This is a genomic window from Rubrivirga sp. S365 (assembly GCF_032248475.1).
Classification (GTDB): Bacteria; Bacteroidota; Rhodothermia; order Rhodothermales; family Rubricoccaceae; genus Rubrivirga; species Rubrivirga litoralis.
On the sequence record NZ_JAVTTN010000001.1, the window covers coordinates 882,019 to 905,016 of the forward strand.

At 73.3% G+C, this 22,998-nt stretch carries 13 protein-coding genes and 1 pseudogene; 8 read left to right on the forward strand and 6 right to left on the reverse strand.

The window, feature by feature from the left end:
• Positions 1-318: 318 nt before the first annotated feature.
• From RQM47_RS03890 to RQM47_RS03915, 6 genes are all read right to left on the reverse strand, one after another.
• Positions 319-3,735, reverse strand: coding sequence for a VCBS repeat-containing protein (locus tag RQM47_RS03890; RefSeq protein ID WP_314007462.1), 3,417 nt, complete (start codon positions 3,733-3,735; stop codon positions 319-321).
• 154 nt (positions 3,736-3,889) lie between these two features.
• Entirely contained in the window at positions 3,890-5,491 is a 1,602-nt protein-coding gene (locus RQM47_RS03895) for a RagB/SusD family nutrient uptake outer membrane protein (protein WP_314007467.1), read from the reverse strand.
• 53 nt (positions 5,492-5,544) lie between these two features.
• Positions 5,545-8,796, reverse strand: coding sequence for a TonB-dependent receptor (locus RQM47_RS03900; protein ID WP_314007469.1), 3,252 nt, complete (start codon positions 8,794-8,796; stop codon positions 5,545-5,547).
• 443 nt (positions 8,797-9,239) lie between these two features.
• A complete protein-coding gene (locus RQM47_RS03905; RefSeq protein ID WP_311661259.1) occupies positions 9,240-9,686 on the reverse strand; it encodes a TonB-dependent receptor plug domain-containing protein in 447 nt (148 codons plus the stop codon).
• A 115-nt stretch (positions 9,687-9,801) separates the two neighbouring features.
• The gene (locus tag RQM47_RS03910; RefSeq protein ID WP_314007472.1) at positions 9,802-11,430 is read right to left on the reverse strand and encodes an alpha-amylase family glycosyl hydrolase; all 1,629 of its coding nucleotides are present in this window, start codon (positions 11,428-11,430) and stop codon (positions 9,802-9,804) included.
• A 218-nt stretch (positions 11,431-11,648) separates the two neighbouring features.
• Positions 11,649-13,571 (reverse strand): glycoside hydrolase family 13 protein, encoded by a 1,923-nt coding sequence (locus RQM47_RS03915; protein WP_314007475.1) that lies wholly within the window; start codon positions 13,569-13,571, stop codon positions 11,649-11,651.
• Positions 13,572-13,887: 316 nt separating this feature from the next.
• Here RQM47_RS03915 and RQM47_RS03920 point away from each other — a divergent pair, with 316 nt between their 5' ends.
• From RQM47_RS03920 to RQM47_RS03955, 8 genes and pseudogenes are all read left to right on the forward strand, one after another.
• Positions 13,888-14,712, forward strand: coding sequence for a type II CAAX prenyl endopeptidase Rce1 family protein (locus RQM47_RS03920; RefSeq protein ID WP_311661264.1), 825 nt, complete (start codon positions 13,888-13,890; stop codon positions 14,710-14,712).
• Between the two features lie 194 nt (positions 14,713-14,906).
• Positions 14,907-16,103, forward strand: a complete 1,197-nt coding sequence (locus RQM47_RS03925) for a trans-sulfuration enzyme family protein (protein ID WP_311661266.1) — start codon at positions 14,907-14,909, stop codon at positions 16,101-16,103.
• A gap of 315 nt (positions 16,104-16,418) precedes the next feature.
• Complete coding sequence (locus tag RQM47_RS03930; RefSeq protein ID WP_311661267.1) at positions 16,419-17,258, forward strand: RNA polymerase sigma factor RpoD/SigA; 840 nt, start codon at positions 16,419-16,421, stop codon at positions 17,256-17,258.
• A 230-nt stretch (positions 17,259-17,488) separates the two neighbouring features.
• The gene (locus RQM47_RS03935) at positions 17,489-18,142 is read left to right on the forward strand and encodes an outer membrane beta-barrel protein (protein WP_311661268.1); all 654 of its coding nucleotides are present in this window, start codon (positions 17,489-17,491) and stop codon (positions 18,140-18,142) included.
• Positions 18,143-18,200: 58 nt separating this feature from the next.
• Positions 18,201-19,289 carry a D-alanine--D-alanine ligase family protein gene (locus RQM47_RS03940; protein WP_311661269.1) on the forward strand — a complete coding sequence of 363 codons (1,089 nt, stop codon included), beginning with the start codon at positions 18,201-18,203 and terminating at the stop codon, positions 19,287-19,289.
• A 152-nt stretch (positions 19,290-19,441) separates the two neighbouring features.
• Entirely contained in the window at positions 19,442-20,746 is a 1,305-nt protein-coding gene (gene murF, locus RQM47_RS03945; protein WP_311661270.1) for a UDP-N-acetylmuramoyl-tripeptide--D-alanyl-D-alanine ligase, read from the forward strand.
• 39 nt (positions 20,747-20,785) lie between these two features.
• Positions 20,786-21,094, forward strand: a pseudogene (locus tag RQM47_RS03950) (DUF6196 family protein); the annotation flags it as partial.
• Positions 21,095-21,184: 90 nt separating this feature from the next.
• A complete protein-coding gene (locus RQM47_RS03955; protein ID WP_311661272.1) occupies positions 21,185-22,948 on the forward strand; it encodes a GWxTD domain-containing protein in 1,764 nt (587 codons plus the stop codon).
• The last annotated feature ends 50 nt before the right edge of the window (positions 22,949-22,998 follow it).

The following is a 22,998-nucleotide window of genomic DNA, read 5'->3' on the forward strand; positions in this document are numbered from 1 at the left end:
GGGTGGGGAGGTGCCGTGGGCGGGGTGCGGCTCGATCTCCGAATCCCCGCCTGCGTGGCAAGACCGTTGCATTGTAACGCGCCCCCCGAGCCCGTCGTTCTGGGCGGCGCGAGGGGGCTCGACACCGGGGGCGGTGCTCGTCCGAAGCCGTCCTGCGGGTGACCCGCGCCCCGCCCTCGCCCCTGGATTCCCGCCTGCGCGGGAATGACGGAGTGGATGGGACGTTGCCACAGGAGAACCTAACAGCCTTGCGGCCTGCGCGGGGATGACTTGGAGGAACGGGAGGGTACCACCCCACCCGCCGCCACGCGGCCGCCGTCACCGCCGCCCCGCCCCGCCCACCGCGGGCGGGGTGGCAAACACGAGCGGCGCGTCGTCGGTGCGGACCGCCACCACGAGCGGGCCGCCCGGCGTCTCGACGCGGACGAGCCCGCGCGTCTGGCCCGGCACGCGGAACCCGCTGCCGGGCACGGCCGCGAACCCGCCCCGCCCGTCGCCGCGCAGGAGCACGCCGGCCGACGCCGCCTGACGGCCGAGGTCGGGTTTGAGCCCGTCGCGGTTGCCGGCGAGCAGGAGGTCGAGGCGGCCGTCGCCGTCGACGTCGCCTGCGAGGACGGCGGCCATGGGCGCGAGCTGCGCCTCGAACGGGAGCGGGCGGACGGCCCACGCCCCGCCCCCGCGGTTCTCGGCGTAGACGGACGCCAGCTGGACGGCCTCGCGCTCGACGGCGTTCGCGCGCTGGGCCGGCGTCAGGAGGTCCTCGACCGACTGGCCCACGTAGTCGCGGTGGGCGAGGCGGTCGCGCTTGAGCATGGGGAGCTGCTTCGTGAGCTCGCCGCGGAGCGCGAACGGGAGGCTCCGGCCCCGGTCGTAGACCGAGAGCAGCGGCTCGGTCTGCCCGTTCTGGTCGAAGTCGCCCACGAGCAGGCGCAGCGGCTCCTCGGGGCTCGCGCGGAGCCGGCTGTTCCGCCCCCAGTTCGCGGCCACCACGTCGAGGTCGCCGTCGCCGTCGCCGTCCGCGAGCGCCACCCCGCCCCACAGGCCGGTGGTCCCGTCGAGCGGGGCGGGGGAGAAGCGGCCGCCGTCGTTGGTCCAGACCGTGACCGGCGCCCACTGGCCGACCGTCACGAGGTCCGCGTCGCCGTCGCCGTCGAGGTCGCCCCAGGCGGCGCCGGTGACGAGCCCGGCCTCGTCCAGCCCGGGCGCCGCGCCCCGCGTGACGTCGACGAAGCGGGGGGCGCCGGGGCGGCCGTCGTTGCGCAGGAGCGCGCTCCGCGGCGTGACGCCGTAGGCGCCCGGCACCACGCGGCCGCCGACGAACAGGTCGGTGTCGCCGTCGCCGTCCCAGTCGGCCGCCACGACCGGGCCGACCGCCTCGGCCGTCGTGGGGAGCGCGCCGGCGGGCGCCGCGACCAGCCGCCCCGCCCCGTCGTTGAGGTAGAGCCGGTCGCGGAGGACGGGCGCGGCGGCGTCGGGCTCGTAGCCGCCCGAGCCCACGTACACGTCGAGGTCGCCGTCGCCGTCGGCGTCGAGGAGCGCGGCGCCCACGTCCTCGGCCGCCGCGTCGGCGTCGAGGGCGGGGTGGTCCGTGGCCTGGAAGCGCCCGCCGCGCTGGAGCCAGACGGCGCCCGGCTGCCCGGCCGCCCCGCCCAGGAACAGGTCGTCCAGGCCGTCGCCGTCGAGGTCGCCCACGGCCACGGCCGGGCCGGCGTCCGACTCGGTCCACGGCATGAGCAGCTCGCGGTCGAAGTCGACGTACGGGTTCTCGGCGTGGCGCCATGTGAGCCCGCTCTCGGCCGTCACGTCGCGGAAGAGGGCCGCCCCGCCCGGCCGGAACACGAGCGGGCGGGGCGGCCCGGCCTCGGCCTGGCGGAGCACCAGGTGCCCGGCCGGCACGTCGGCCAGCGCCTGCACGCGGCCGTCCGGCCACCGCACGACGACCGAGTCTACACGCGCTGCCCCGCCCAGGCCGACGTGGAGCGGGGCGGCCACGCTCGACTGGAACCCGTGGACCCCGACGGCCTCGCGCGTCTGCATCCGGCCCCCGCTCCACACGACGACTTTGGCGCCGACGCCCTGCGTGTTGGCGCCCTCGCCTTCCAACGAGATCGTGAGCGCCCGGCGGTCCGGGAACCGCTCGGCCGCGTGGCTGAGGTAGACGCTGGCCGGCGCGTTCACGTTGTTGACGACGAGGTCGAGGTCGCCGTCGCCGTCGAGGTCGGCGGCCGCCGAGCCGTTCGAGAAGCCGGCCTCGCCGAGCCCCCACTCGGGCGCCCGCTCGAAGGCCACCGCCCCGCCCTCGGCGGAGGCGCCCAGGTTGCGGAAGGCGACGTTTTCGAGCGGGGTGGAGGGCATCTCGCGCGTGAGCGCGAGAAAGTCGACGCCGCCCCCGCTCGTGACCGACTCGCGCGTCTGGGCGTCGGCCAGGAAGGCGATGTAGTCCTGGTCGGTCACGTCGCGGAGCACGCCGTTGGCGACGAACAGGTCGGGCCACCCGTCGAGGTCGAGGTCGGCGAAGAGCGGCGCCCAGCTCCAGTCGGTCTCGGCCACGCCAGCCACCGAGGCCACGTCCGCGAACGTCGGCGCCCGCCCCGCCCCGCCGTCGGCGTTGTTGCGCTGGAGCGTGTTGCGCATGAGCTGGTGGTGGAACCCCTGCCCCACCTTGGCCCGGTACAGGTTGTAGCCCTCGTACGACGTCGACTGCTTGAGCCGGTCGTCGCTCGACGGCAGCATGTCGACGACGAACACCTCGGGGAGCCCGTCGCCCGTGAGGTCGGCCATGTCGGCGCCCATCGACGACTGGCTGATGACGGGCATCGACGCCTCGAGCACCTCGTCGAACGTGCCGTCGCCGCGGTTGCGGTAGAGGTAGTCGCGCTCGAAAAAGTCGTTCGACACGTAGACGTCGAGGCGCCCGTCGTCGTCCACGTCGCCCAGCGTGACGCCCAGGCCGAAGCCGATGTCGGAGCCGTAGATGCCGGCCGCCTCGCTGACGTCCTCGAAGCGGGGCGCCTCGCCCGGGGCGGCCTCGTTCCGGTAGAGCCGGTCGGCGTCGCGCTCGGCCCGCTGCGCGCGCGTGTTCTTGAGCCCGAACGAGGTCACGGGCCGGAACGAGTTGTTGAGCACGTAGAGGTCGAGGTCGCCGTCGGCGTCGTAGTCGAAAAAGGCGCCCTGCGTCGAGGTCCCCTCGTCGGCCACGCCCCACGCCGCGGCCCGGTCCTCGAAGCGCGGCACGCCGTCCGGCCCCGGCCCGAGGTTGACGAACAGCTCGTTGGCGCGGCGGCCGCCGTCGGGGTCGCCCGCGTTCGAGACGTAGAGGTCGAGGTCGCCGTCGCCGTCCACGTCGGCGACCGAGACGCCGGTGCTCCAGCCGCCCCGCCCCGCCACGCCGGCCGTGTCGGTCACGTCCACGAAGCGGAGCGGACCGGGCTGGCCGTCGGCGCCCGGCTCGGTCCGGTTGAGGAAGAGCCGGTTGGGGCCGAGGTTGGCCGTGAGGTATACGTCCGGCCGCCCGTCGCCGTCGAGGTCCCCGATCCCCACCCCGCCCCCGTTGTAGACGTGGCGGAACGTGAACACGTTGAGCGCCTGCGTCTCCTCGACGCGGTTCTCGAAGGCCAGCCCGGTCTCCGACGCCGGCAGCGACGTGAACAGCGGGTCCTCCGCCCCGCCCGAGCACGCGGCGAGCGCGACGGCGGCGGCGAGCAGGAGGGCGGGGCGGGGCGGTCGGAGGGGCATGGGGCGGATCGAGAGCGGCGGCGGCGGCCCCACCGGCCCGAACGCCCGCCCCGCCCCCGTCGTGTGGAGCGGGCGGGGCGGGCGGGGCGGTCCCAAACGGAACGCGCCCCGCCGGCGGGGGCGGGGCGCGTCGGACCGAGCGGGGCGGGGCGGTTTAGTAGCCCGCGTTCTGCGTCAGCGTCCCGTCGGAGGCGTCGATCTGCTGCTGCGGGATCGGGAACAGCACGCGGTACGGCTGGCTCGCGCTCTTGAACGACCACGCCCGCGTGAACAGGTTGCCCCCGCCGCCGAACTCGGGGATCGACTCGTCGGCGCGGATCAGGTCCTGCCGGCGGCGGGTCTCGTTCGTCAGCTCGAAGAGCCGCTCGTTGAGGATCGCCTGGCGGTCGACCGAGGTCAGGAGCGGGGCGCCGACGCGGGTGCGGATCGCGTTGATGTCGGCGAGCGCGCCGGCCGCGTTCCCCTGCTCGAACCGGGCCTCGGCCCGGATGAGGTACATCTCGCCGAGGCGGAAGTAGGGGTAGTCGTTGCCGTGGTTGCCGTTGATCGCCGCCGTCAGCGCCGGGTCCGGCGCGAACTTGACGATGCGGACGCCGCCGCCCTCGTCCGTGTTGTCGACGCCGCCCGGGAAGTCGATCGTGAAGATGAGCGGGTCGCCGTTCCGGTTCTCGATCGACTCGCCGGTGTCGTAGTCGATGGCTTGGCCCCGAGCGAAGATGCCGATCCGCGGGTCGCTCTGGTCGAACGCGTTGTACGTCTCGGCGATCGTGGCGAAGCCGTTCCAGCCGCCGCCGTCGAACGAGTTGTAGTGGAGGCCCCGGTTGGGGAAGCTCATTCCGAACCCCTGCTCGGCGAGGTGCTGGACGACGAAGATGTGCTCGGGGTTGTTCTCGTTCTCGGCCGAGAACATCTCGAACCACTCCTCTTCGCCCTGGACCAGGCTGTAAGTCCCGCTGTCGATGACGCGCGACGCCAGGGCTTCGGCGTCGGCCCAGCGGGCGGAGCCACGCTGGAGCCCGCCGGCCGTCACCGTCCCGGTAAAGACGGGGGCGTTGAGGTACATGTTGGCCAGGATGGCGTCGACGGCCCCCTGGCTAAACCGGCCGCCGTTGCCGGCGCCGGCCACGGGGAGCGCCTCGCGCGAGGCCTCGAGCTCCGCCACGATAAAGTCGAAGACCTCGGCGCGCGAGCGCTGCACGGGCGGGTTGTCGGGGTCCACGAGGTACTCCGAGGGGTCCGAGTTCGGCGGCGGCGCCAGGATCGGCACGTTCCCGAACAGGTCCAGGAGCGTGTAGTAGTAGAACGCCCGGAGCGCGCGGATCTCCGCCACGATCTGGTCCTCGTTGGGGGCGTCGACCGCCGTGAGGTCCGAGAGGACGCTGTTCGCCCGCGCGATGCCGGTAAACGACTGGACCCACGCCCCGTTGAGATCGGTCAGCGTAGGCGACCAGTCCTGGCGGTGCATGTTCAGCCACCGGCCGCCGTCGGCCCAGTCGGACCCGCGAGTCGGGACGATCGTCTCGTCAGACGACACCTCGCTGAGGTTGTGGTACTCCCAGAGCGTCGCGCGGAGCTGGGAGTACACCGGCGACACGGCGGCGAGAACCTCGGCGTCGGTTTGGTAGAAGTTCTCCAGGTTGACGGAGCTGAACGGGTCGACCGAGAGGTCGGTGCAGGCGGCGAGACCGAACGCCGGCGCCGCCACGAGCGCCGCGCCGACGGCGAGGCGGGTCCGCTTGGTGAATGGCAAAGTCATAGGAGCAGGGGCGGGGCGGGGCGGTCGAGACCACCCCGCCCACGCAGCAAGGGTTAAAGGCCGAGGTTGACGCCGATCGAGAAGGTCCGGGCGCGCGGGTAGTTCAGGTAGTCGATCCCGATCGCGTTGATCTGGCCCACCGCGGCGTTCGTGTTGACCTCGGGGTCGAGCCCGCTGTAGGGCGTGATCACGAACAGGTTGTTCCCCGTCAGGAACAGCCGCGCCGAGCGGAGCTGGGGGATAAACCGGCCGACGCCGTACTCCAGCGTGAGCTGGTCGAGCCGGAAGAACGAGGCGTCCTCGACGTAGCGCGACGAGAAGATCGGCGCGGCGCGGCGGGACTCGTCCGGGCTGAAGTCGCCGGCGATAAAGTTGCGGCCCTGGAGGCCCGCGCTCTGCGTCTCGTAGACGAGCGCCGTGTTGTTGAACAGGTCCCGGCCCTGCTCGCCGCGGAAGAACGCGCGGACGGCGAAGTCGCCGAACTCGCCGTTGAGCCGGATGCCGTACGTGAAGTCCGGCCGCGCGCTCCCGATCTTGACGCGGTCGTCCGATCCCGGCGACCGCGTCTCGCCGACGAGCGTGCGCTCGAGCGGTCCGATGAGGCCGTCGCCGTCCAGGTCTTCGGCCTCGTAGTCGTTGAAGAGGGGGAGGCCGCCGATGTCGTTCCCGTCGTCGTCGAGGGTGCCCTCGGGCACGAAGCGGCCCGTGAACTCCGGCCCGTAGATGACCGGGAACTCCTCGCCCGGCGTGAGCAGGAGCGCGTTGATGTCGGACTGGCCGCGCCCGCTGACCCGGCCCGTAAAGAGCTGGTCACGGCCGCCGAGCTCGAGGATCTCGTTCTGCACGGTGCTGAACGTGACGCCGAGCGAGACCGAGTTCCGCTCCGTCTCCAGGAGGAACGCGTCGAGCGAGATGTCGACGCCCGTGTTCCGGAGCGACCCGATGTTCTGGATCTGCGTCGAGACGGCCGCCGGCTGCGGGATCGTCACCGGCAGGAGGAGGTCGTTCGTCGTGTTGCGGAAAAACTCGATCGACCCGAACACCCGGTCCCCGAGGACGCGGTAGTCGAGGCCGACCGTGAACTCCTCCTTCTGCTCCCACTGGAGGTCCGGGTTGACGAGCTGGAACGGGGCGTACCCCCTCAGGACCTCGCCGTCGATGACGGCCGAGTTGGACGCCGAGTACCCGAGGAGCGGGAGGTACAGGTAGTCCCCGATGTCCTGGTTGCCGACCACGCCGTAGCCGGCGCGGAGGCGGAGGTCGGAGACCGTCGAGTTCCCCGCGAGGAACGACTCCTCCGAGATCCGCCACGCGCCCGAGACCGCGGGGAAGAGCGCGTAGCGGTTGTCCTCGGAAAAGCGGCTGGACCCGTCGTAGCGGAGCGAGCCGGTGAGGTAGTACTTCTGGTCGAAGTTGTAGTTGGCGCGCGTAAAGAACGAGGCGAGCAGGTTCTCCGACCGCGTCGAGAAGTTGCCCGGCCCGTAGTTGCCGCCGACCACCGGGAGGTCCTCGGCCGCCCGGATGTCGTTGTCCTCGGTAAAGTCGGTCGTGAAGCCGACGCCCTGGACCGCGTTCTCGTCCCGGTCGAAGTCGGAGTACTCGTAGCCGCCGAGGAGGTCGAGGTTGTTCTGGCCGAACGCTCGCGTGTAGGTGAGGTAGGTCTGGAGCGTGACCGACGTCTGGTTCAGGGTCTGCTGGAAGGCCGCCCCGCCGAACTCGGCCCCCACCGGGCTCGCGTTCGGGTAGAACGCGCGGCGTGTGCCGACCGAGCGGTCGCCGCCCAGGTTGAGCTGGGCCGTGAGCCCCTCGACGAGGTCAAGCGCTGCCGTCACGTTCCCCAGCGTCCGCGTAGTCCGGCCTGTCTCGTCGAGCTGCTCGGCGAGGCCGACGGGGTTGCGGATGTCGCGCTGGCCGGCGATCTCCGTGTACTGCGGGGCCGCGCCGTCGGCGCCGTCGGCGACCGTGACGGGGAGGTCGGGGCGGAAGTCGATGACGTTCTGGAAGATGCCGCCGCGGAAGCCGCCCGTCGCGTTGGCCGGCGTAAAGTCGTCGTTCGTGAGCGCGCTCGTGAGGTTGAGCCCGAATCGGAGCCGGTCGTCGAGGAACTGGGTCTCGGCGTTGAGCCGGCCCGTAATGCGCTCCAGCCCGGACGAGATCACGACGCCCTCCTGGTTGAGGTAGCTCAGGCTGGCCCGGTACTGCGACCCGGCCGAGCCGCCCCCGAAGGAGAGGTTGTGCGACTGGGAGACGGCCGTGCGGAAGACGGCGTCGTTGAAGTCGGTGTTCGCGCCGCCCAGGTTGTCGATCACGTCGGCCGTCCCGTTCGGGAAGACCACGCGGTCGGGGTTCTCCCGGGTTGGGGCGGGGACGGGCGTCGAGCCGCCCACGATGTCGATCAAGTTGCCCCTGTCGTCGTACCCGATGACTCGGTCGGCGACGGCGTTCTGGACGAAGCCGCGGAATTGGTCGGCCGAGAGGACGTCGAACGTCTGAGCCGCGGTCGCGAACGAGGTCGTTCCCTCGTAGTCGATCGTGACCTGGCCGGCGACGCCGGACTTGGTCGTGATGAGGACGACGCCGTTGGCTCCGCGCGAGCCGTAGATGGCCGTCGCGCTCGCGTCCTTGAGGATCGTGATGGACTCGATGTCGTTCGGGTTGAGGAGCGTGAGCGGGTTCCGCGGCGGGCTCGTCCCGACCTCGCCCGACCCGCCCGGCGTCACGTTCGCGCCCGAGATCGGGATGCCGTCGACGACGTAGAGCGGCTCGTTCGAGGCCGCGATCGAGGTCCCGCCGCGGATGCGGATGGACACGCCCGCGCCCGGCTCGCCGCTCGTCTCGACCACGTTGACGCCGGCCACGCGGCCCTCGATGAGGTCGGTCGGGGCGGTCGCGACGGCCTGGTTGGCGTCGTCGATGTCGACGGTCGCGACCGACGCCGTGACGTCGCCGCGGCGCTGCGTCCCGTAGCCGACGACGACGATGTCGTCGAGGACGTTCGAGTCCTCCTCCAGGCCCACGTTGATCACGCTCTGCGAGCCCACCGTGATCGCCTGCTCGACGTAGCCGAGGAAGCGGTACAGGAGGACGGCGTCGGGGCCGGGGACCTCGATCGAGTAGTTCCCGTCGACGTCGGTCGCGACGCCGCGCGTCGTCCCCTGGATGATGATGTTGACGAACGGGAGCGGGTCGCCGGAGGTGGCGTCGGTCACCACGCCGGTGACAGTTTGCGACTGGGCCGCGGCGGGCGGGGCGGCGAGCGCCAGCAGGAGGGCTACGAGCCCGAGCAGAGTAGCGGATCGACTCATCTCGGTGAGGGGCGGGGTGGGGGAGTGCGGAGCCAGTGAAAGCGCTTTCGCTTCTCGGTGAAAGTAGGCTCCGGCTCCCCCTCCCGCAAGCGCTTCCACGCGATCAGAGCCCGATCCGGCCCGCCGCACAGGGCACTTCGACGTGCCCTTTATACCAAATAACTCCCTCCTTTTAGCGTGGAGCGTCCGGGCTCGTCTCCGCTCCCCCTTCACCTGCCCGGGGGGAGCCAGCGGTGCGGCCGGGGCCTCTCGGGCGGCAGGCCTCCCCCATAAACGAGGCGTCCTTCGGGAGCGCTTCCGGCCTCGTGCGAGACGGCAGGGGCGTCGTGGTTTCCCGGAGTGACGTTCCAGACGGTCCGTCCTTCCTACGCAGGCGGTCCGCCGCGTAGGGGCGTCCCGCATCCGCCCCGCCCTCACGCTCTGTGCGTGCCGCCCCGCCCGCTCTACTGGTCGTCGCTGGGAGCCGAGGGCCGCATCGTCGTGATGAGGATGACGCCGTTGGCCCCGCGCGAGCCGTAGAGCGCGGTGTCGGACGCGTTCTTGAGGACACGGATCGACTGGACGTCGCGCGGGTTGATGCCGACCAGCACGCCGCGCATGCCCTGCGCGATCGGGAGTCCGTCGATGACGAAGAGCGGGTCGCCCCCGCTGAGGCCGAAGTCCTCGGCGCCCCGGATGCGGACAATCAGGCCGCCCTCGCCCTGGCGCACGTCGACACCCGCGACCTGGCCGCGCAGCATCTCCTCGACCCGGGCGATGTCGCGGCGCTCGATCTCGTCGCCCTCGACTACGTTGGGGTCGGGCGCCTCGCGCACGCCCTCCGACGAGCCACAGCCGGCGAGGACGGCGGCCAGCACGAGGGCGGGGCGGAGGCGCGAGACCAGCGGCATGGCAGCGGGGGCGGGGTGGCGGTCAAGGTAGGCCGCCCCGCCCCGCGCGCAAGGTATGTCGTGCCCGGCACTTACTCGCGGCCGCCCCGCCCCTTGGTGGTGCGGGCCGGGTGGGCTACCGCACGACGACCACCCCGCCCCACGCCGGCAGCGCGAGCGACGCGCCCGCCGCCCCGCCCCCGTCGCGGCCGTCGGTCGAGAGCGCGACGCGGCCGTCGCGGAAGCGGGCGGGGAGGTCGACGTGGACCGCCCCGCCCCCGAAGTGCAGGAGGACGAGCGCGTCGTCGCCGCGCGTGAAGCCGAACACGCCGTCGGGCACGCCGTCGAGCCCGGAGTAGGCGCCGGTCTGGAGCGCGGGCGTCTCGCGACGGACGGCGAGCGCGCGGCGGTAGAAGGCGAGGTGCGAGTCGGGGTCCGCCAACTCGGCCTCCACGTTGACCCGGTCGTGCGACGCGTGGAGCGGGAGCCACAGCGCGTCGGGCGGGGCGGTCGAGAAGCCGGCCGACGGCGAGCCGTCCCAGGCCATCGGCGTGCGGCAGCCGTCGCGGCTCAGCGTAGGGTCCCCGCTCCGCTCGGCCCACGGGTCCTTCCGCTGGTCGAGCGGGACGTCCACGTCGGGCATCCCCAACTCGTCGCCGTAGTACAGCGTGGGCGTGCCGCGGAGCGTGAGCAGGAGGAGCCCGGCCAGGCGCACGCTCTCCGGCCCCAGCCGCGTCGCGAGCCGGGGCTCGTCGTGGTTGCCCAGCACGTAGTTCGGCCAGGCGCCGTCCGGCAGCGCGGCCTCGACGGCGTCGACGTGCGCGCGGACGTCGGCGGCCGTCCACTCGACGTTGAGGAGGCCGAAGTTGAACGGCATGTGGAGCCCGCTCAGGTGCCCGTCGCCCGTCGGTTTGCCGTAGAACGAGGCCCAGCGGTCGAGGTCGAACTCGTGGATCTCCCCGATCGCCACGCGCTCGGCGTCCGAGTGGCCGTCGACCGTCCGGCGGATGCGGGCGAACGCGTCGTGGACGTCGGCGTGCGCTTTGTCGTGGACGTGGAGCTGCGTGTCGTACTCGCCCAGCGACTTGAACGCGCCCTCGGGCGGGGCGGTGCGCGGCGGGTTGTCGCGCATCTGGGGGTCCTTCAGGATCGAGTGGGCCACGTCGATGCGGAAGCCGTCGACGCCGCGGTCCATCCAGAACCGGAGCGTGTCGAGCATCTCGGCCTCGACTTCGGGGTTCCGCCAGTTGAGGTCGGGCTGTTCGTGGAGGAAGCTGTGGAGGTACATCTGGCCCGTCGCCTCGTCGAGCGTCCAGGCCGGGCCGCCAAAGTGGCTCAGCCAGTTGTTCGGGGGCGAGCCGTCCGGCTTCGGGTCGCTCCAGACGTACCAGTCGCGCTTCGCGCTCTCCCGCCCCGCCCGGCTCTCCTGGAACCACGCGTGCTGGTCGGAGGAGTGGTTGGGGACGAAGTCGACGATGAGCTTGAGGTCCAGCTCGTGGCACCGCGCGGCGAGGGCGTCGAAGTCGTCGAGCGTGCCGAACTGGGGGTCCACGTCGCGGTAGTCCGAGACGTCGTAGCCGAAGTCGGCCTGGGGCGAGGGGTAGAACGGGCTGAGCCAGACGGCCCCGATCCCGAGCGTCTCGGCCACGTAGGGCAGCCGCTCGGTGACGCCCGCGAGGTCGCCGATGCCGTCGCCGTTGGCGTCCTGGAAGGAGCGGGGGTAGATCTGGTAGACCACGCGGGTCTGCCACCAGGGGTGGGACATGGGGAGAGGGGAAAGGGGCGGGGCGGCGGGAGCGGAGGGCAGGAGGGTACAGGGTGCGAGGTACCGGGTACGAGGCACCGGGTACGCGACCCGGGACGCCCACCCAGGGCCGTACCCCGTACCGAGTACCCCGTACCGAGTACCCCGTACCGAGTACCCCGTACCGAGTACCCCGTACCGAGTACCCCGTACCGAGTACCCCGTACCCCGAAGGTGTTCTAGCGCGAGAGCTCCAGCACGAGCGCCGTCCGCGCCGGCACGTCCAGCGTGGCGCCGAGCGGGGCGGACCGGCGCGTCACCACGTCGCGCGCGGTCGTGTAGCCGTCGAGCCGCTCGGCGAAGCGGGCCATGTCCAGCGTCCGCGCCTCGGCCGCCGCGTTGACGGCCACCATCACCGAGCCGCCGGCCGCCCCGCCCGGGCCGTCCGCGTCGGGGGCGGGGTGGCGGACGTAGACGTAGACGCCGTCGCGGGGGATGAAGTGCGTGAGCTGGCCGTGGTGGACCACGTCAGCCGTCCGGCGCCACGTCGTGAGCGCGGTGACGTAGTCGAGGATCTCGTTTTCGCGGTCGGTCCGCCCCGCCCGCGTAAAGGCGTCGCGCTCGTCGCCGGGCCAGCCGCCCATCATGTCGGCCCGCTTGGAGCCGTCGCCCAGCGCGGGGTCCAGGTTGGCCAGGCCCAGCTCGGTCCCGTAGTACACCTGCGGGATGCCGCGCGTGGTCATGAGCACGGCGTAGGCCATCTTGAGCGCGGCGTCGTCCTCGTCCACGCGGCTCAGGAAGCGGACCGTGTCGTGGTTGTCGAGGAACGTGACGAGCCGCTCGGGCTCGGGGTAGAGGAGGTCCTGGGAGAGCGCGAGGTAGAGCCGCTCCGGCCCGTCCTCGCCGTTCTCCGGCGCCACGGCGTCGCGGAAGGCGTACATCAGCGGGAAGTCGGTGACCGACGGGATGTGCGAGTCGTAGCCGTCGCCGCTCGCGGCCTCGAACCCGCGCTGCCAGTACGCCTCGTGCGGGACCGTGTACATCCACGCCTCGCCCACGATGTTGAAGTCGGGGTACTCGGCCAGCACGTGCTCGGCCCACCGGGCCATGTAGTCCTTGTCCGGGAACGGGTAGGTGTCCATGCGGATGCCGTCGATCCGGGCCGTCTCGATCCACCAGACCGTGTTCTGGAGCAGGTACTGCGCCAGCAGCTCGTTGTCCTGGTTGAGGTCGGGCATCTCGGCCACGAACCACCCGTCGACGAGCCCGCTGTGGTCGACCTCGGACGCGTACGGGTCGACGGCCGTCGCTACGGCGTAGTTCGTCTGCCCGTACCGCTCGTAGCTGTGGACCCAGTCGGCGGTCGGCGGGTCAGCCATCCACCAGTGGCGGTCGCCGACGTGGTTGTGGATCATGTCCATGATGACCTTGAGGCCGCGGTCGTGGGCGGCGGCCACGAGGTCCACGAACTCCTCGTTGGTCCCGAAGCGGGGGTCCACCTTGTACATGTCGGTCGCCGCGTAGCCGTGGTAGGCCCCGTACTCGGGCGTCATGTCGTTCTCGAAGACGGGCGTGAACCAGAGCGCCGTCAGGCCGAGGGCGTCGAGGTAGCCCAGGCGCTCGGCCACGCCCGCGAAGTCGCCGCCGTGGCGGGCATTGGGGTCGCTCCGGTCGGCGCCCTCCAGGAGCCCCGCGACCGAGTCGTTGGTGACGTCGCCGTTGGCGAAGCGGTCGGGCATCATGAGGTAGATGACGTCGGCGCTCGTGAACCCGGCCGCCCCGCCCCGCCCGTCCGGCCCCATCGGCTCGCGCGCCTTCAGCTCGTAGGTGCGGACGAGGTCGCCGTCGGGGTGGCGGAACCGGAACGTGAGCGCGCCCGGCCGCGCCTCCTCGCCGACGGTGAGCGCGAGGAACAGGTAGTTCGGGCTCTCGACCGCCGTCGCGCCGTCGAGCCGGACGCCCGGGTACGGGTCCATCTCGACGCGCGCCCGGCCGATGTCGTCGCCGTAGACGAGCACCTGGAGCTCCGGGTGCTCCATGCCCACCCACCACGACGCCGGCTCGACGCGGTCGATGGCCTGCGCGCGGGCGCCGAGCGGGGCGAGCAGGAGGAGGGCGAGGGCGAGGCGGAGCCGGACGGTCAGCGGAGTCAGCAGGTGCATAGGGGCCGGGAACGGGGCGGGGCTCCAATAAACGAGCGGGCGGGGCGGGGTGGAAGCGCTTTCTCGGGAGAACGTGCGAGGCGGCCTCACCGGTCGCCGCCCCGCCTGACGTCGAGCCGTCGTAGGAACATGACGTGTCGTGTTCGATGCGGGCGGGGCGGGCGTACGGTGCCCCCGATGCGGACACCATGCATGGTGTCCCTACGAATCCGCCCCGCCCGTGCCGTGGGCGGGGTGGCGCGCGTGCTGCTCGCGCATCTCCGCCCCGCCCGCCGCGTACCCGAGCGGTCCCGCCGCCCCGCCTTGGGGTCCGCCCGTGTCGTCCCCCGCCGACCAACTCGCCCGACTCGCCGCCCAGACGGAACCCACCGCCGCGCCCGCTCCGGCGGCCCCGCCGCCCCGCCCGAGCGGATACCTCGCCGTCACGCGGACGCCGACGTACGGCTTCCTCGCTGCGCTCCCGCTGTTCGTGCTCTACGAGGTCGGCGTGCTGCTCGCCAACCGCGGCCCCGGCCAGATCCGCGTAGGCGCCGACGTGTGGCTCAAGACGCTCCTCGCCGCGCTGGGCGGGGCGGGGTGGATGGCGCTCGGCGCGGCGGTCGTGGCCGTCGGGCTCGTCGTGTTCTGGCGCGACCGGGGCCGGCACCCGCCGCTCGTGCCGCGCTACTTCGCGCTCCTCGTGGCCGAGTCGCTGGCCTACGCCGTCGTGCTCGCGTTTCTCGTGGGCGGCGTCGTCGGCGCCTTGTTCGGGGCGTGGCCGGCGTGGCTCCCCGACCTCGCGCTCGCGCAGATGGCGGAGCTCGGGCTGGGGCTCCAGCTTGCGCTGTCGATCGGGGCCGGGCTCTACGAGGAGCTCGTGTTCCGCGTAGTCCTGGTCAGCGGCCTGTTCTGGCTCGTCCACCGCGCGGTTGGCGTCGAGCGGCGGCGGGCCTACGCGCTCGCGGCGGTCGTGGGCGCCGCCGTGTTTAGCCTCGTCCACCACGTCGGCCCGCTGGGCGACCCGTTCACGCTGGACGTGTTCGCGTTCCGGTTCCTGTTCGGGCTCGCGCTGAACGCCGTGTTCCTCGTCCGCGGCTTCGCGCTCGCCGCCTGGACGCACGCGCTCTACGACGTGCTCGTCGTGACGGGCTCGTTCGGGTGAGGGGGCGGGAGGGGGAAATGGGAAAGAGGAACGAGGAAATGGCAGTCGGCGAGCTTCCCCGCCCCGCCCAGCGCATTTTCAGTCCCCAGTCCCCAGTCCCCAGTCCCCAGTCCCCAGTCCCCAGTCCCCAGTCCCCAGTCCCCAGTCCCCAGTCCCCAGTCCCCAGTCCCCAGTCCCCAGTCCCCAGTCCTGCCATGCCCCTCGACCCCGACAGCGTCGCCGTCCACGCCGGGCGGAGCGACCTCCGCGCCCTCGGCGTCCACGCGCTCCCCATCGACCTCTCGACGACGTACCCGTTCGAGCGGCTCGACGACGCCGTCGCCAGCCTCGACGCCCTGATGGGCGGGGCGGGACCGGCCGAGGCGGGCGGGGCGGTGTACTCGCGCCTCTGGAGCCCGACCGTCGCCCGGTTCGAGGCTGGCTACGCCGAGGTCGAGGGCGCCGAGGCGGCCGTCGCGTTCGCGTCCGGCATGGCGGCGATCACGGCCACGCTCCTGGCCGCCCGCGAGGAGGGCAAAAACCACGTCGTCGGCGTGCGCCCGACGTACGGCACGACCGACCGCCTGCTGTCGTCGGGCCTCCTGGGGCTCGACGTCACGTGGACCGACGCGGGCGGGGTGGCGGGCGCGGTCCGCGACGACACGGCGCTCGTGTGCGTCGAGACGCCCGTCAACCCGACGCTCGACCTGGTCGACGTGGCGGCCGTGGTCGAGGCGGCCGGCGCCGCGCCCGTGTGCGTCGACTCGACGTTCGGGACGCCCGTCCTCCAGCACCCGCTCGCGCAGGGCGCCGCGCTCGTGTGGCACAGCGCGACCAAGTTTATCGGCGGCCACGGCGACGTGCTCGCCGGCGTCGTCGGGTGCTCCGAGGCGTGGGCCGCCCGGCTCCGCACGGTCCGCATCCTGACCGGCGCCGTGCTCCACCCCGACGGCGCGTACCTGCTGCACCGCGGGCTCCCGACGCTCCCGCTCCGCGTCGAGCGCGCGCAGGCGACGGCGACGGCGCTCGCCGCGCGCCTCGCCCGCCACGCCGCCGTGGGCCGCGTGTACCACCCGAGCTTGGTCGACAGCGGCCTCGTGGGGGCGGGGCGGCAGATGAGCGGGCCGGGGCCGATGCTCTCGTTCGAGGTCCTGGGGCCGGACGGCGAGGCGGACGGGCCGGGCGCGTTCGCGGCGGCCGCGGCCTTTCTCGGCCGGCTCCGCCTGGCCACGCCGGCCGTCAGCCTGGGCTCGACGGACACGCTCGCGCAGCACCCGGCCGGGCTCACGCAGCGCGCGGCGGGCGGGGCGGGGGGCGTCGCGTCGGGGCTCGTCCGCGTTTCGGTGGGGCTCGAAGCCGAGGCCGACCTGTGGGACGACGTCCGGCAGGCGCTGGGCGGGGCGGCGGAATAGGCGGGCGCCGCGTCGTCGTCGGGTCCCACCCCGCCCAGTTAATGCGGGGCGAAGAGCGGGGGGCGCAGAGACGGAGGGCCACCCCAGACCGTTAGACAAGCTCCGACGCTCAGCCTGCGCCTGCACGGAGGCCACGAGAAAACCTGAGTGGCACGGAACCCGCGCCCGCTGGGCCGACTACGATCCGGGTCCGCTGTATTGCGGGCCAGGGTAATCCCCGACTCCCGTTTGCGACTCCGCTCGGACCCCTGGAGGGCCGTCCGAGCCGCCTCCCGAGGCCGACGTCGCCCCCACCCCCCCATCCCTACGCCGCCGATGTACGTCCCCCGCAGTCAGCGGATGCTGGACCAGTATCTCCAAGAGATTGGTCAGGTCCCGCTCCTCAAGCCCGAAGAAGAGGTCGAGCTCGCCCAGAAGATCAAGCAGGGCGACCAGCTCGCGCTGCACAAGCTGGTGCGGGCCAACCTCCGCTTCGTGGTCTCCGTCGCCAAAAAGTACCAGGGCCAGGGCCTCTCGCTCTCCGACCTCATCTCGGAGGGGAACTACGGGCTCGTCAAGGCGGCCCAGCGCTTCGACGAGACGCGCGGGTTCAAGTTCATCTCGTACGCCGTCTGGTGGGTGCGCCAGTCGATCCTGAAGGCGCTGAGCGACCAGGTCCGCACGGTCCGGCTCCCGCTCAACCGCGTGGGCACGCTCTCCAAGATGCGGAAGGCGTCGGCCCGGCTCGCCCAGGAGCTCGGCCGCCAGCCGACGCCCGACGAGATCGCGCGCGAGCTCGACCTGAAGGAGGAGAAGGTGGTCGAGGGCCTCCAGCACAGCCGCCACAGCCTCTCGATGGACGCCCCGTTCGACGACGACGACGGCAACAGCCTCCTCGACGTCCTCGCCGACGACAACTTCGAGCAGCCGGACGAGGACCTCACGAACGAGAGCCTGAACATCGACATCGAGCGGGCGCTCTCGACGCTGCACCCGCGCGAGGCCGAGATCACGCGGCTCTACTTCGGGATCGGGCACGAGCAGCCGCTCACGCTCGTCGAGGTCGGCCAGCGGTTCGGCCTAACCCGCGAGCGCGTGCGCCAGATCAAGGAGAAGGCGCTCCGCAAGCTCCGCCAGAAGCACCGCCGCGAGGAGCTGGCGGCGCACCTGAACTAGGGCGCCACCCCGCCCCCAGGCACTCGTTCCGAGGCCCGGCCGACGCTGTTCGGCCGGGCCTCGTTGCGTGCGGGCGGGGCGGCCACCCCGCCCGCAGGTCGTCCAGGAGGCGGGGGTGGAGGCGGCCCCGCACGCGCCCGGCGGCATCTCCTTAAGCTTGCGCCGCTCGCCGCGTGACTTCCGGGCGGGGCGGGGCGGCTCTCTCCCATTCCCCCACCGACCGCCTGCTCATGCTCCCGTTTCGCTCCGCCGCCGTCCTTCTCGTCGCCCTCGCCGCCCCGCTCGCGTTTGCCCAGGACGACGACACGCCCGTCGTGGCCGGCGCCCGCGCGCTGCTGTTCAGCGCCAACCTGGACTCGGGGCTCACCGGGCTCGACGGGGGCGCGCTGGGGATCAAGTGGCAGTCGAGCGCGGAGCGCGCCCTGCGGCTTGGCCTCACCGTCGGCGCGGGCCTGAGCATCAGCGACGGGGGCGGGGAGGCGTTCGGCGATCAGGAGAGCCAGCGGGTGAATCTCGGCGCCGACCTCCTCTTTCTGCGGTACGCGCGCTCCCGGACGCCGATCTACCTCTACTACGGGCTCGGCCCCAGCGCGTCGTTCCAGTTTAGCCGGTTCGAGGCGGACCGGGGCGAGCAGAGCGCCGAGCAGTCGTTCGCGGGCGTGGGGTTGGGAGCGGCCGGCGTGATCGGCGTCGAGTGGCCGGTCTCCTCGGCCATCTCGCTGAACGCCGAGTACGGCGCCTCGCTCGACGCGACCTACACCTACCGGAGCCTGGAGCGGGAGGCTGGGCCGGAGGACCCACAGGGGCTGAACGAGAGCGCGAACGAGTTCGGGGTCTCCCTCGTCTCGCGGGGCGCGCAGGCCGGCGTCAGCGTCTACTTCTAGCGGGCGGGGCGGCGGGCCGCGCGTGTAGCTTTCCGCTCCCCACCCCGCCCGTCCGCCTGTGAGTGAGTCTCTTCGTGTTGGTCTGTTGTTCGGGGGCCGTTCGCCGGAGCACGAGGTCTCCGTCCGCTCGGCGCGGAACGTGCGCCGGGCGCTCGGCGAGGCTGGCCACACAGTCGTCCCCCTCCGCATCAGCCGGGCGGGGCGGTGGACGGTCGAGCCCGACGGCGACCTGGCGGACGAGCCTGGCGCGGGCGGGGCGGGGCGGCCGCTCCTGTTCGCCGCCGACGCGACGGGCCGCCTGCTCGCCGAGGGCGCGGGCGGGGCGCTCGACCCCGTCGAGGTCGACGTCGTGTTCCCCATGCTCCACGGCGTCAACGGCGAGGACGGCCGCGTGCAGGGGCTGCTCCAGACGCTCGGGCTCCCGTACGTCGGGCCGGACGTGCTGGCCTCGGCCGTGTGCATGGACAAGGACGCGGCCAAGCGGCTGCTCGCCGCCGCCGGCGTCCCCGTCGCCGCGTCGGTGACGGTCCGGGCGGGCCGCCCCGCCCCGTCGTTCGCGGACCTGGCGGGGCGGCTCGGGCCGATGCTCTTCGTGAAGCCGGCGGGCTCGGGGTCGTCGGTGGGCGTGGCGAAGGTGGAGGCCGAGGATGGGCTCCGCCCCGCCCTCGACGCGGCGTTCCGGTACGACCGCAAGGCGCTCGTCGAGGAGGCCGTCGTGGGCCGCGAGATCGAGGTCGCGGTCCTGGGCAACGAGGAGCCGCGGGCGTCGGTCCCGGGCGAGATCGTGTCGACGGCCGCGTTCTACGACTACGAGGCCAAGTACGTCGACGCCGCCGCCGCGCGGATGGAGGTGCCGGCCGACCTCGCGCCCGACGTGGCCGAGCGCGTCCGCGCCCTAGCCGTCGAGGCGTACGCGGCGCTGGGCTGCGAGGGGCTCGCGCGCGTCGACTTTTTCGTGGCCGACGACGGCCGCGTCCTCGTCAACGAGGTCAACACGATCCCCGGCTTCACCGAACGGAGCATGTACCCCGTGATGTGGGAGCGGACCGGGCTCGCCCCGCCCGCGCTCGCCGACCGGCTCGTCCGCCTCGCGCTGGAGCGCCACCGCCGCGACGCCGCCCTGGTGACGACGTGGGGGGGCGGGTGACGGGTGACGGGTGACGAGTGATGAGCAAGAAGACTTCCTCACGCACCGCCCCGCCCGACAGGAGCGCCCGCTTTGTGCTCCCTCGGCCCTGAGGGCGGGGCGGCAAACTCAGCCGCCCCGCCCGTCACTCATCACCCGTAACCCATAACCCGATGTACTCCACCGACACGCGCACGCTCCAGCCCGGCGACACCTACGTGGCGATCCGCGGCGAGCGGTTCGACGGGCACGACTTCGTGCCGCAGGCCGTCGCGGGCGGGGCGGCCGCCGTCGTCGTCGAGCGCGACGTGGACGTGCCGGAGGGCGTCGAGGTGGTCCGCGTCGAGAGCGCGCTGGACCACCTGACGTCGCTCGCCCACCAGAAGATGGCTGAGAGCGGGGCGGCCGTCGTCGGCATCACGGGCTCGGTGGGGAAGACGACGACGAAGAACGCCGCGATTGCCGTGCTCCGCGAGCGGTTCGAGGTCGTGGCCGCCGAGGGCAACCTGAACACGCCGCTCGGGCTCGCGCTCACGGTCCTCAATCGGACGTTCGCAGCCGACTCCGTGGCCGTCTTGGAGATGGGCGCCCGGATCCCCGGCGACATCGCCGAGCTGTGCCGGCTCTTCCCGCCGACGGTCTCGGTCGTGACGGCCGTTCAGGGCGTCCACCTGGAGACGCTGGGGAGCCTGGAGGGCGTAGCGCGCGAAAAGGGCGCGATCGTGCGCGCGCTGGGGCCGGAGGGGACGGCCGTCCTCAACGCCGACGACGCCCGCGTCCGCGCGATGGCCGACGGGCTGGCCGCCCGCGTCCTCCTCTACGGAGCAGCCCCAGACGCCGACGTCGGCCCGGACATCGTGACGGCGACGCTCCCGCTCCTGGGCGAGCACGCGCTCTCGACGGCGCTCGCCGCCGCCGCCGTCGGCCGCGCGCTGGGGCTCGACGACGCGGCCATCAACCGCGGGCTCGCGCAGATCCAGCCCGAAAAGGGCCGGCTCGTCCGGCTCCCGGGGCGGGGCGGGAGCACGATCATCGACGACACCTACAACGCCTCGCCCGGGGCCACGCGCTCGGCGCTCGGCGTGCTCCGCGACCTCGACGCGACGCGCCACGTCGCGCTCCTGGGCGACATGCTCGAGCTGGGGGCGGACGAGGTCGAGCAGCACGTGGTCGTGCTCGACGCGGCACGCGAGCACGCCGACCTCGTCGTGGCCGTGGGCGAGATCATGGGCCGAGCCGCCGAGCTCCTGAACTCGGCGGGTCCGGGCGGGGCGGTCCTGACCTTCGCCACGTCGACCGACCTCGCCGACGCCCTGCGGGCGGGGCGGCCGTTCGCGCCGGGCGCGGGCGACGCGGTCCTCGTCAAGGGCTCGCAGGGCGCGCGGATGGAGCGGGTCGCGGCGGCGCTCCTCGACCCCGACGTGGACCCGGCCGACGTGCTCGCGCGGCAGTCGGTGAGCTGGCAGCAGACGGAGTAGCGCGGGGGCGACGAGCCCGCCCCGCCCTCGAATTCCGCCCCGCCCGCCGTCCACCCAGGCGCGCTCGCGGTCGTCGGCGACGACGAGGTGTGGAGCCAGCTCGTGCCGGCCGAGGGCGGGGCGGCCGAGCCGTTCGCCGTCTTCCGGTTCCACTTCCCGGCCGGCGTCGACAACAGCGGGTTCGTCGGGTGGCTCGCCTCCCACCTCAAGCGCGAGCTGGGGACGGGCGTGTTCGTCGTGTGCGGCCAGAACGGAGGGCGGGGCGGGATCTTCGACTACTGGGGCTGCCCGCTCGCCGAGGGGCCGGCCGTGCTCGCGGCCGTCCGCGCGCTCCGCGGCGAAGCGTAGAGAGCATCACGGGCGAGGCGGGTGGATTGCGGAAACCGTTACCTGCCCCGACGTTGTCGCGGCTCGTCCAGCACGCTACCCCCGCCCGTCATGCGCCGCCCCGCCCTCGCCGCCGCGCTCATCGTCCTCGGTCTGGCGGGGTGCGGCTCGTTCCGCCCCGCCCTGCCCGTCGCCCAGGTCATCGACGGGCAGGCGAGCGCCGAGGCCGACGCCTACCTCGACCGGCTCGTGACGGCGGGGCCGGGCGCCAAGCCCGACGTCCGGCGGCTCGTCGCGCAGGCGTGGCCGGTCCTGCCCGACTCGCTCCGGGACAGCCTCGGCGGGGCGCCCGGCTCGCTCCGTCCCGGCGCCGGCGTCGCCCTCGTGGCGTGGTGGAACGGGCAGGACCCGCTGCCGGTGACGGAGGCCAACGAGCGGCTCGTCGAGCACCTCCGCCGCGTGGCCGAGGCCGAGGCTCGGTTTCCTACGCCGCCCGAGAGCACCGCGGGCGGGGCGGGGTACGACGACCGCGGCGCCGTCTACGTCCGATTCGGGGAGCCGGATCAGACCCGGTGGCTCCGGTCCAACACGCTCGACGCATCGATCTCGGAGTTGACCGCGTTCGTTCCCACCAACGCGCTGTGGACCTACGCGAGCGGTGCGACCTTCCTGTTCGTCGAAGACGGGGGAGGGTGGCGGGAGGCGTTCCCGCTCGACCTCCTCCCCCCCGGCCTGTACTACCCCAAGGTCGGCTCGGGGAGCGCGGAGTGGTCCGCGCTCGCAGCCCTCGCCCTCGACGACTTCGTCAGGACGCTCGTGCTCTACGACCCGGCCTACAGTCGGGTCCAGAACGAGCTCCACGACGCGCTCCTCGAGTACACCAACGGAGCGCTCGCGGCGGGGTCTAGAGCCGCTCGCTTCGCGAGCGGCTTCGGGGTTGGGGAGCGGTTCATCGGCGGGAGGACGGGCGGCGTCATAGGCCCCGGGTTCTTCGACTTCGTCCGGTCTGAGCACCGCCGGGCCGTCGCCGCCCGCGACCTCGTGCCCTCGGCCGGGCCGCCGCTCCCGCTCCCTGGTGCGTTCCCGCTCGCTGTCCGGTCCGCCCGGTTCCGGGGCGCCGACGGCAGTCTCCGGGTTGAGCTCGCGTGGGCGCCTGAGCCCGGCGCCTTCGACGGCTTGGGAGACGTAGCCCGGGTGGTCCGCTCGACGGCCCGGCTCCGCGTGGTCGGGGGCCGCCCCGCCCCGCCCGCCGACCGCGTGGCGGCGGTTCCGCCGAAGGCGGTGGGGGCGGGGCGGACGACGCCGGTCGCCACGGCGACGCTCGCGTCCGCCGGCGCCCGCCCCGATGTCGCCGTCCAGGCCGATGTCCTCGACCGCGACGGGGCCATGCTCCGCCACGCCGTCTGGCACGCCGGCCCGCTCGCGCCGCTGGCCGCCGGGCCGGGCGGGCTCGTCGTGAGCGACCCGCTCCCGCACCTCGTCCCCTCCGGCGCGGCGCGTGCGCTCGGAGCGGGCGGGGCGGCCCGCGAGGCGTGGCGGTACCCGTACGCCGCCCTCGTGGCCGGCGCTACGGTCGGCGTCGCCGTCGAGGCGTACGACCTGGGCACGGAGGGCGGCCGGTCGCGGTACGAGGTCGAGCGGTCGGTCTGGGCCGTCCGCGACGGGCGCCGCGAGCTCGTCAGCCTGAGCGCGACGGTCTCGGGCACGTCGTCGTCGACGGGCCGCGAGTTCATCGTGCTCCCAACGCCGGGCGACGTTCGCCCCGGCGACGTGGTCGAGCTGTCCGGCGTGCTCCGCGACCTCGTCACGGGCCGCTCCGGCGAGTGGTCGCTCTCGTTCCAGGTCGCCCGCCCCTACGCCAGCACCGGGGGGTGACGCGTCGCCCAGACTGCCCCGCTCCCCAGAGGAGGCGGTCTCGCAGCGGC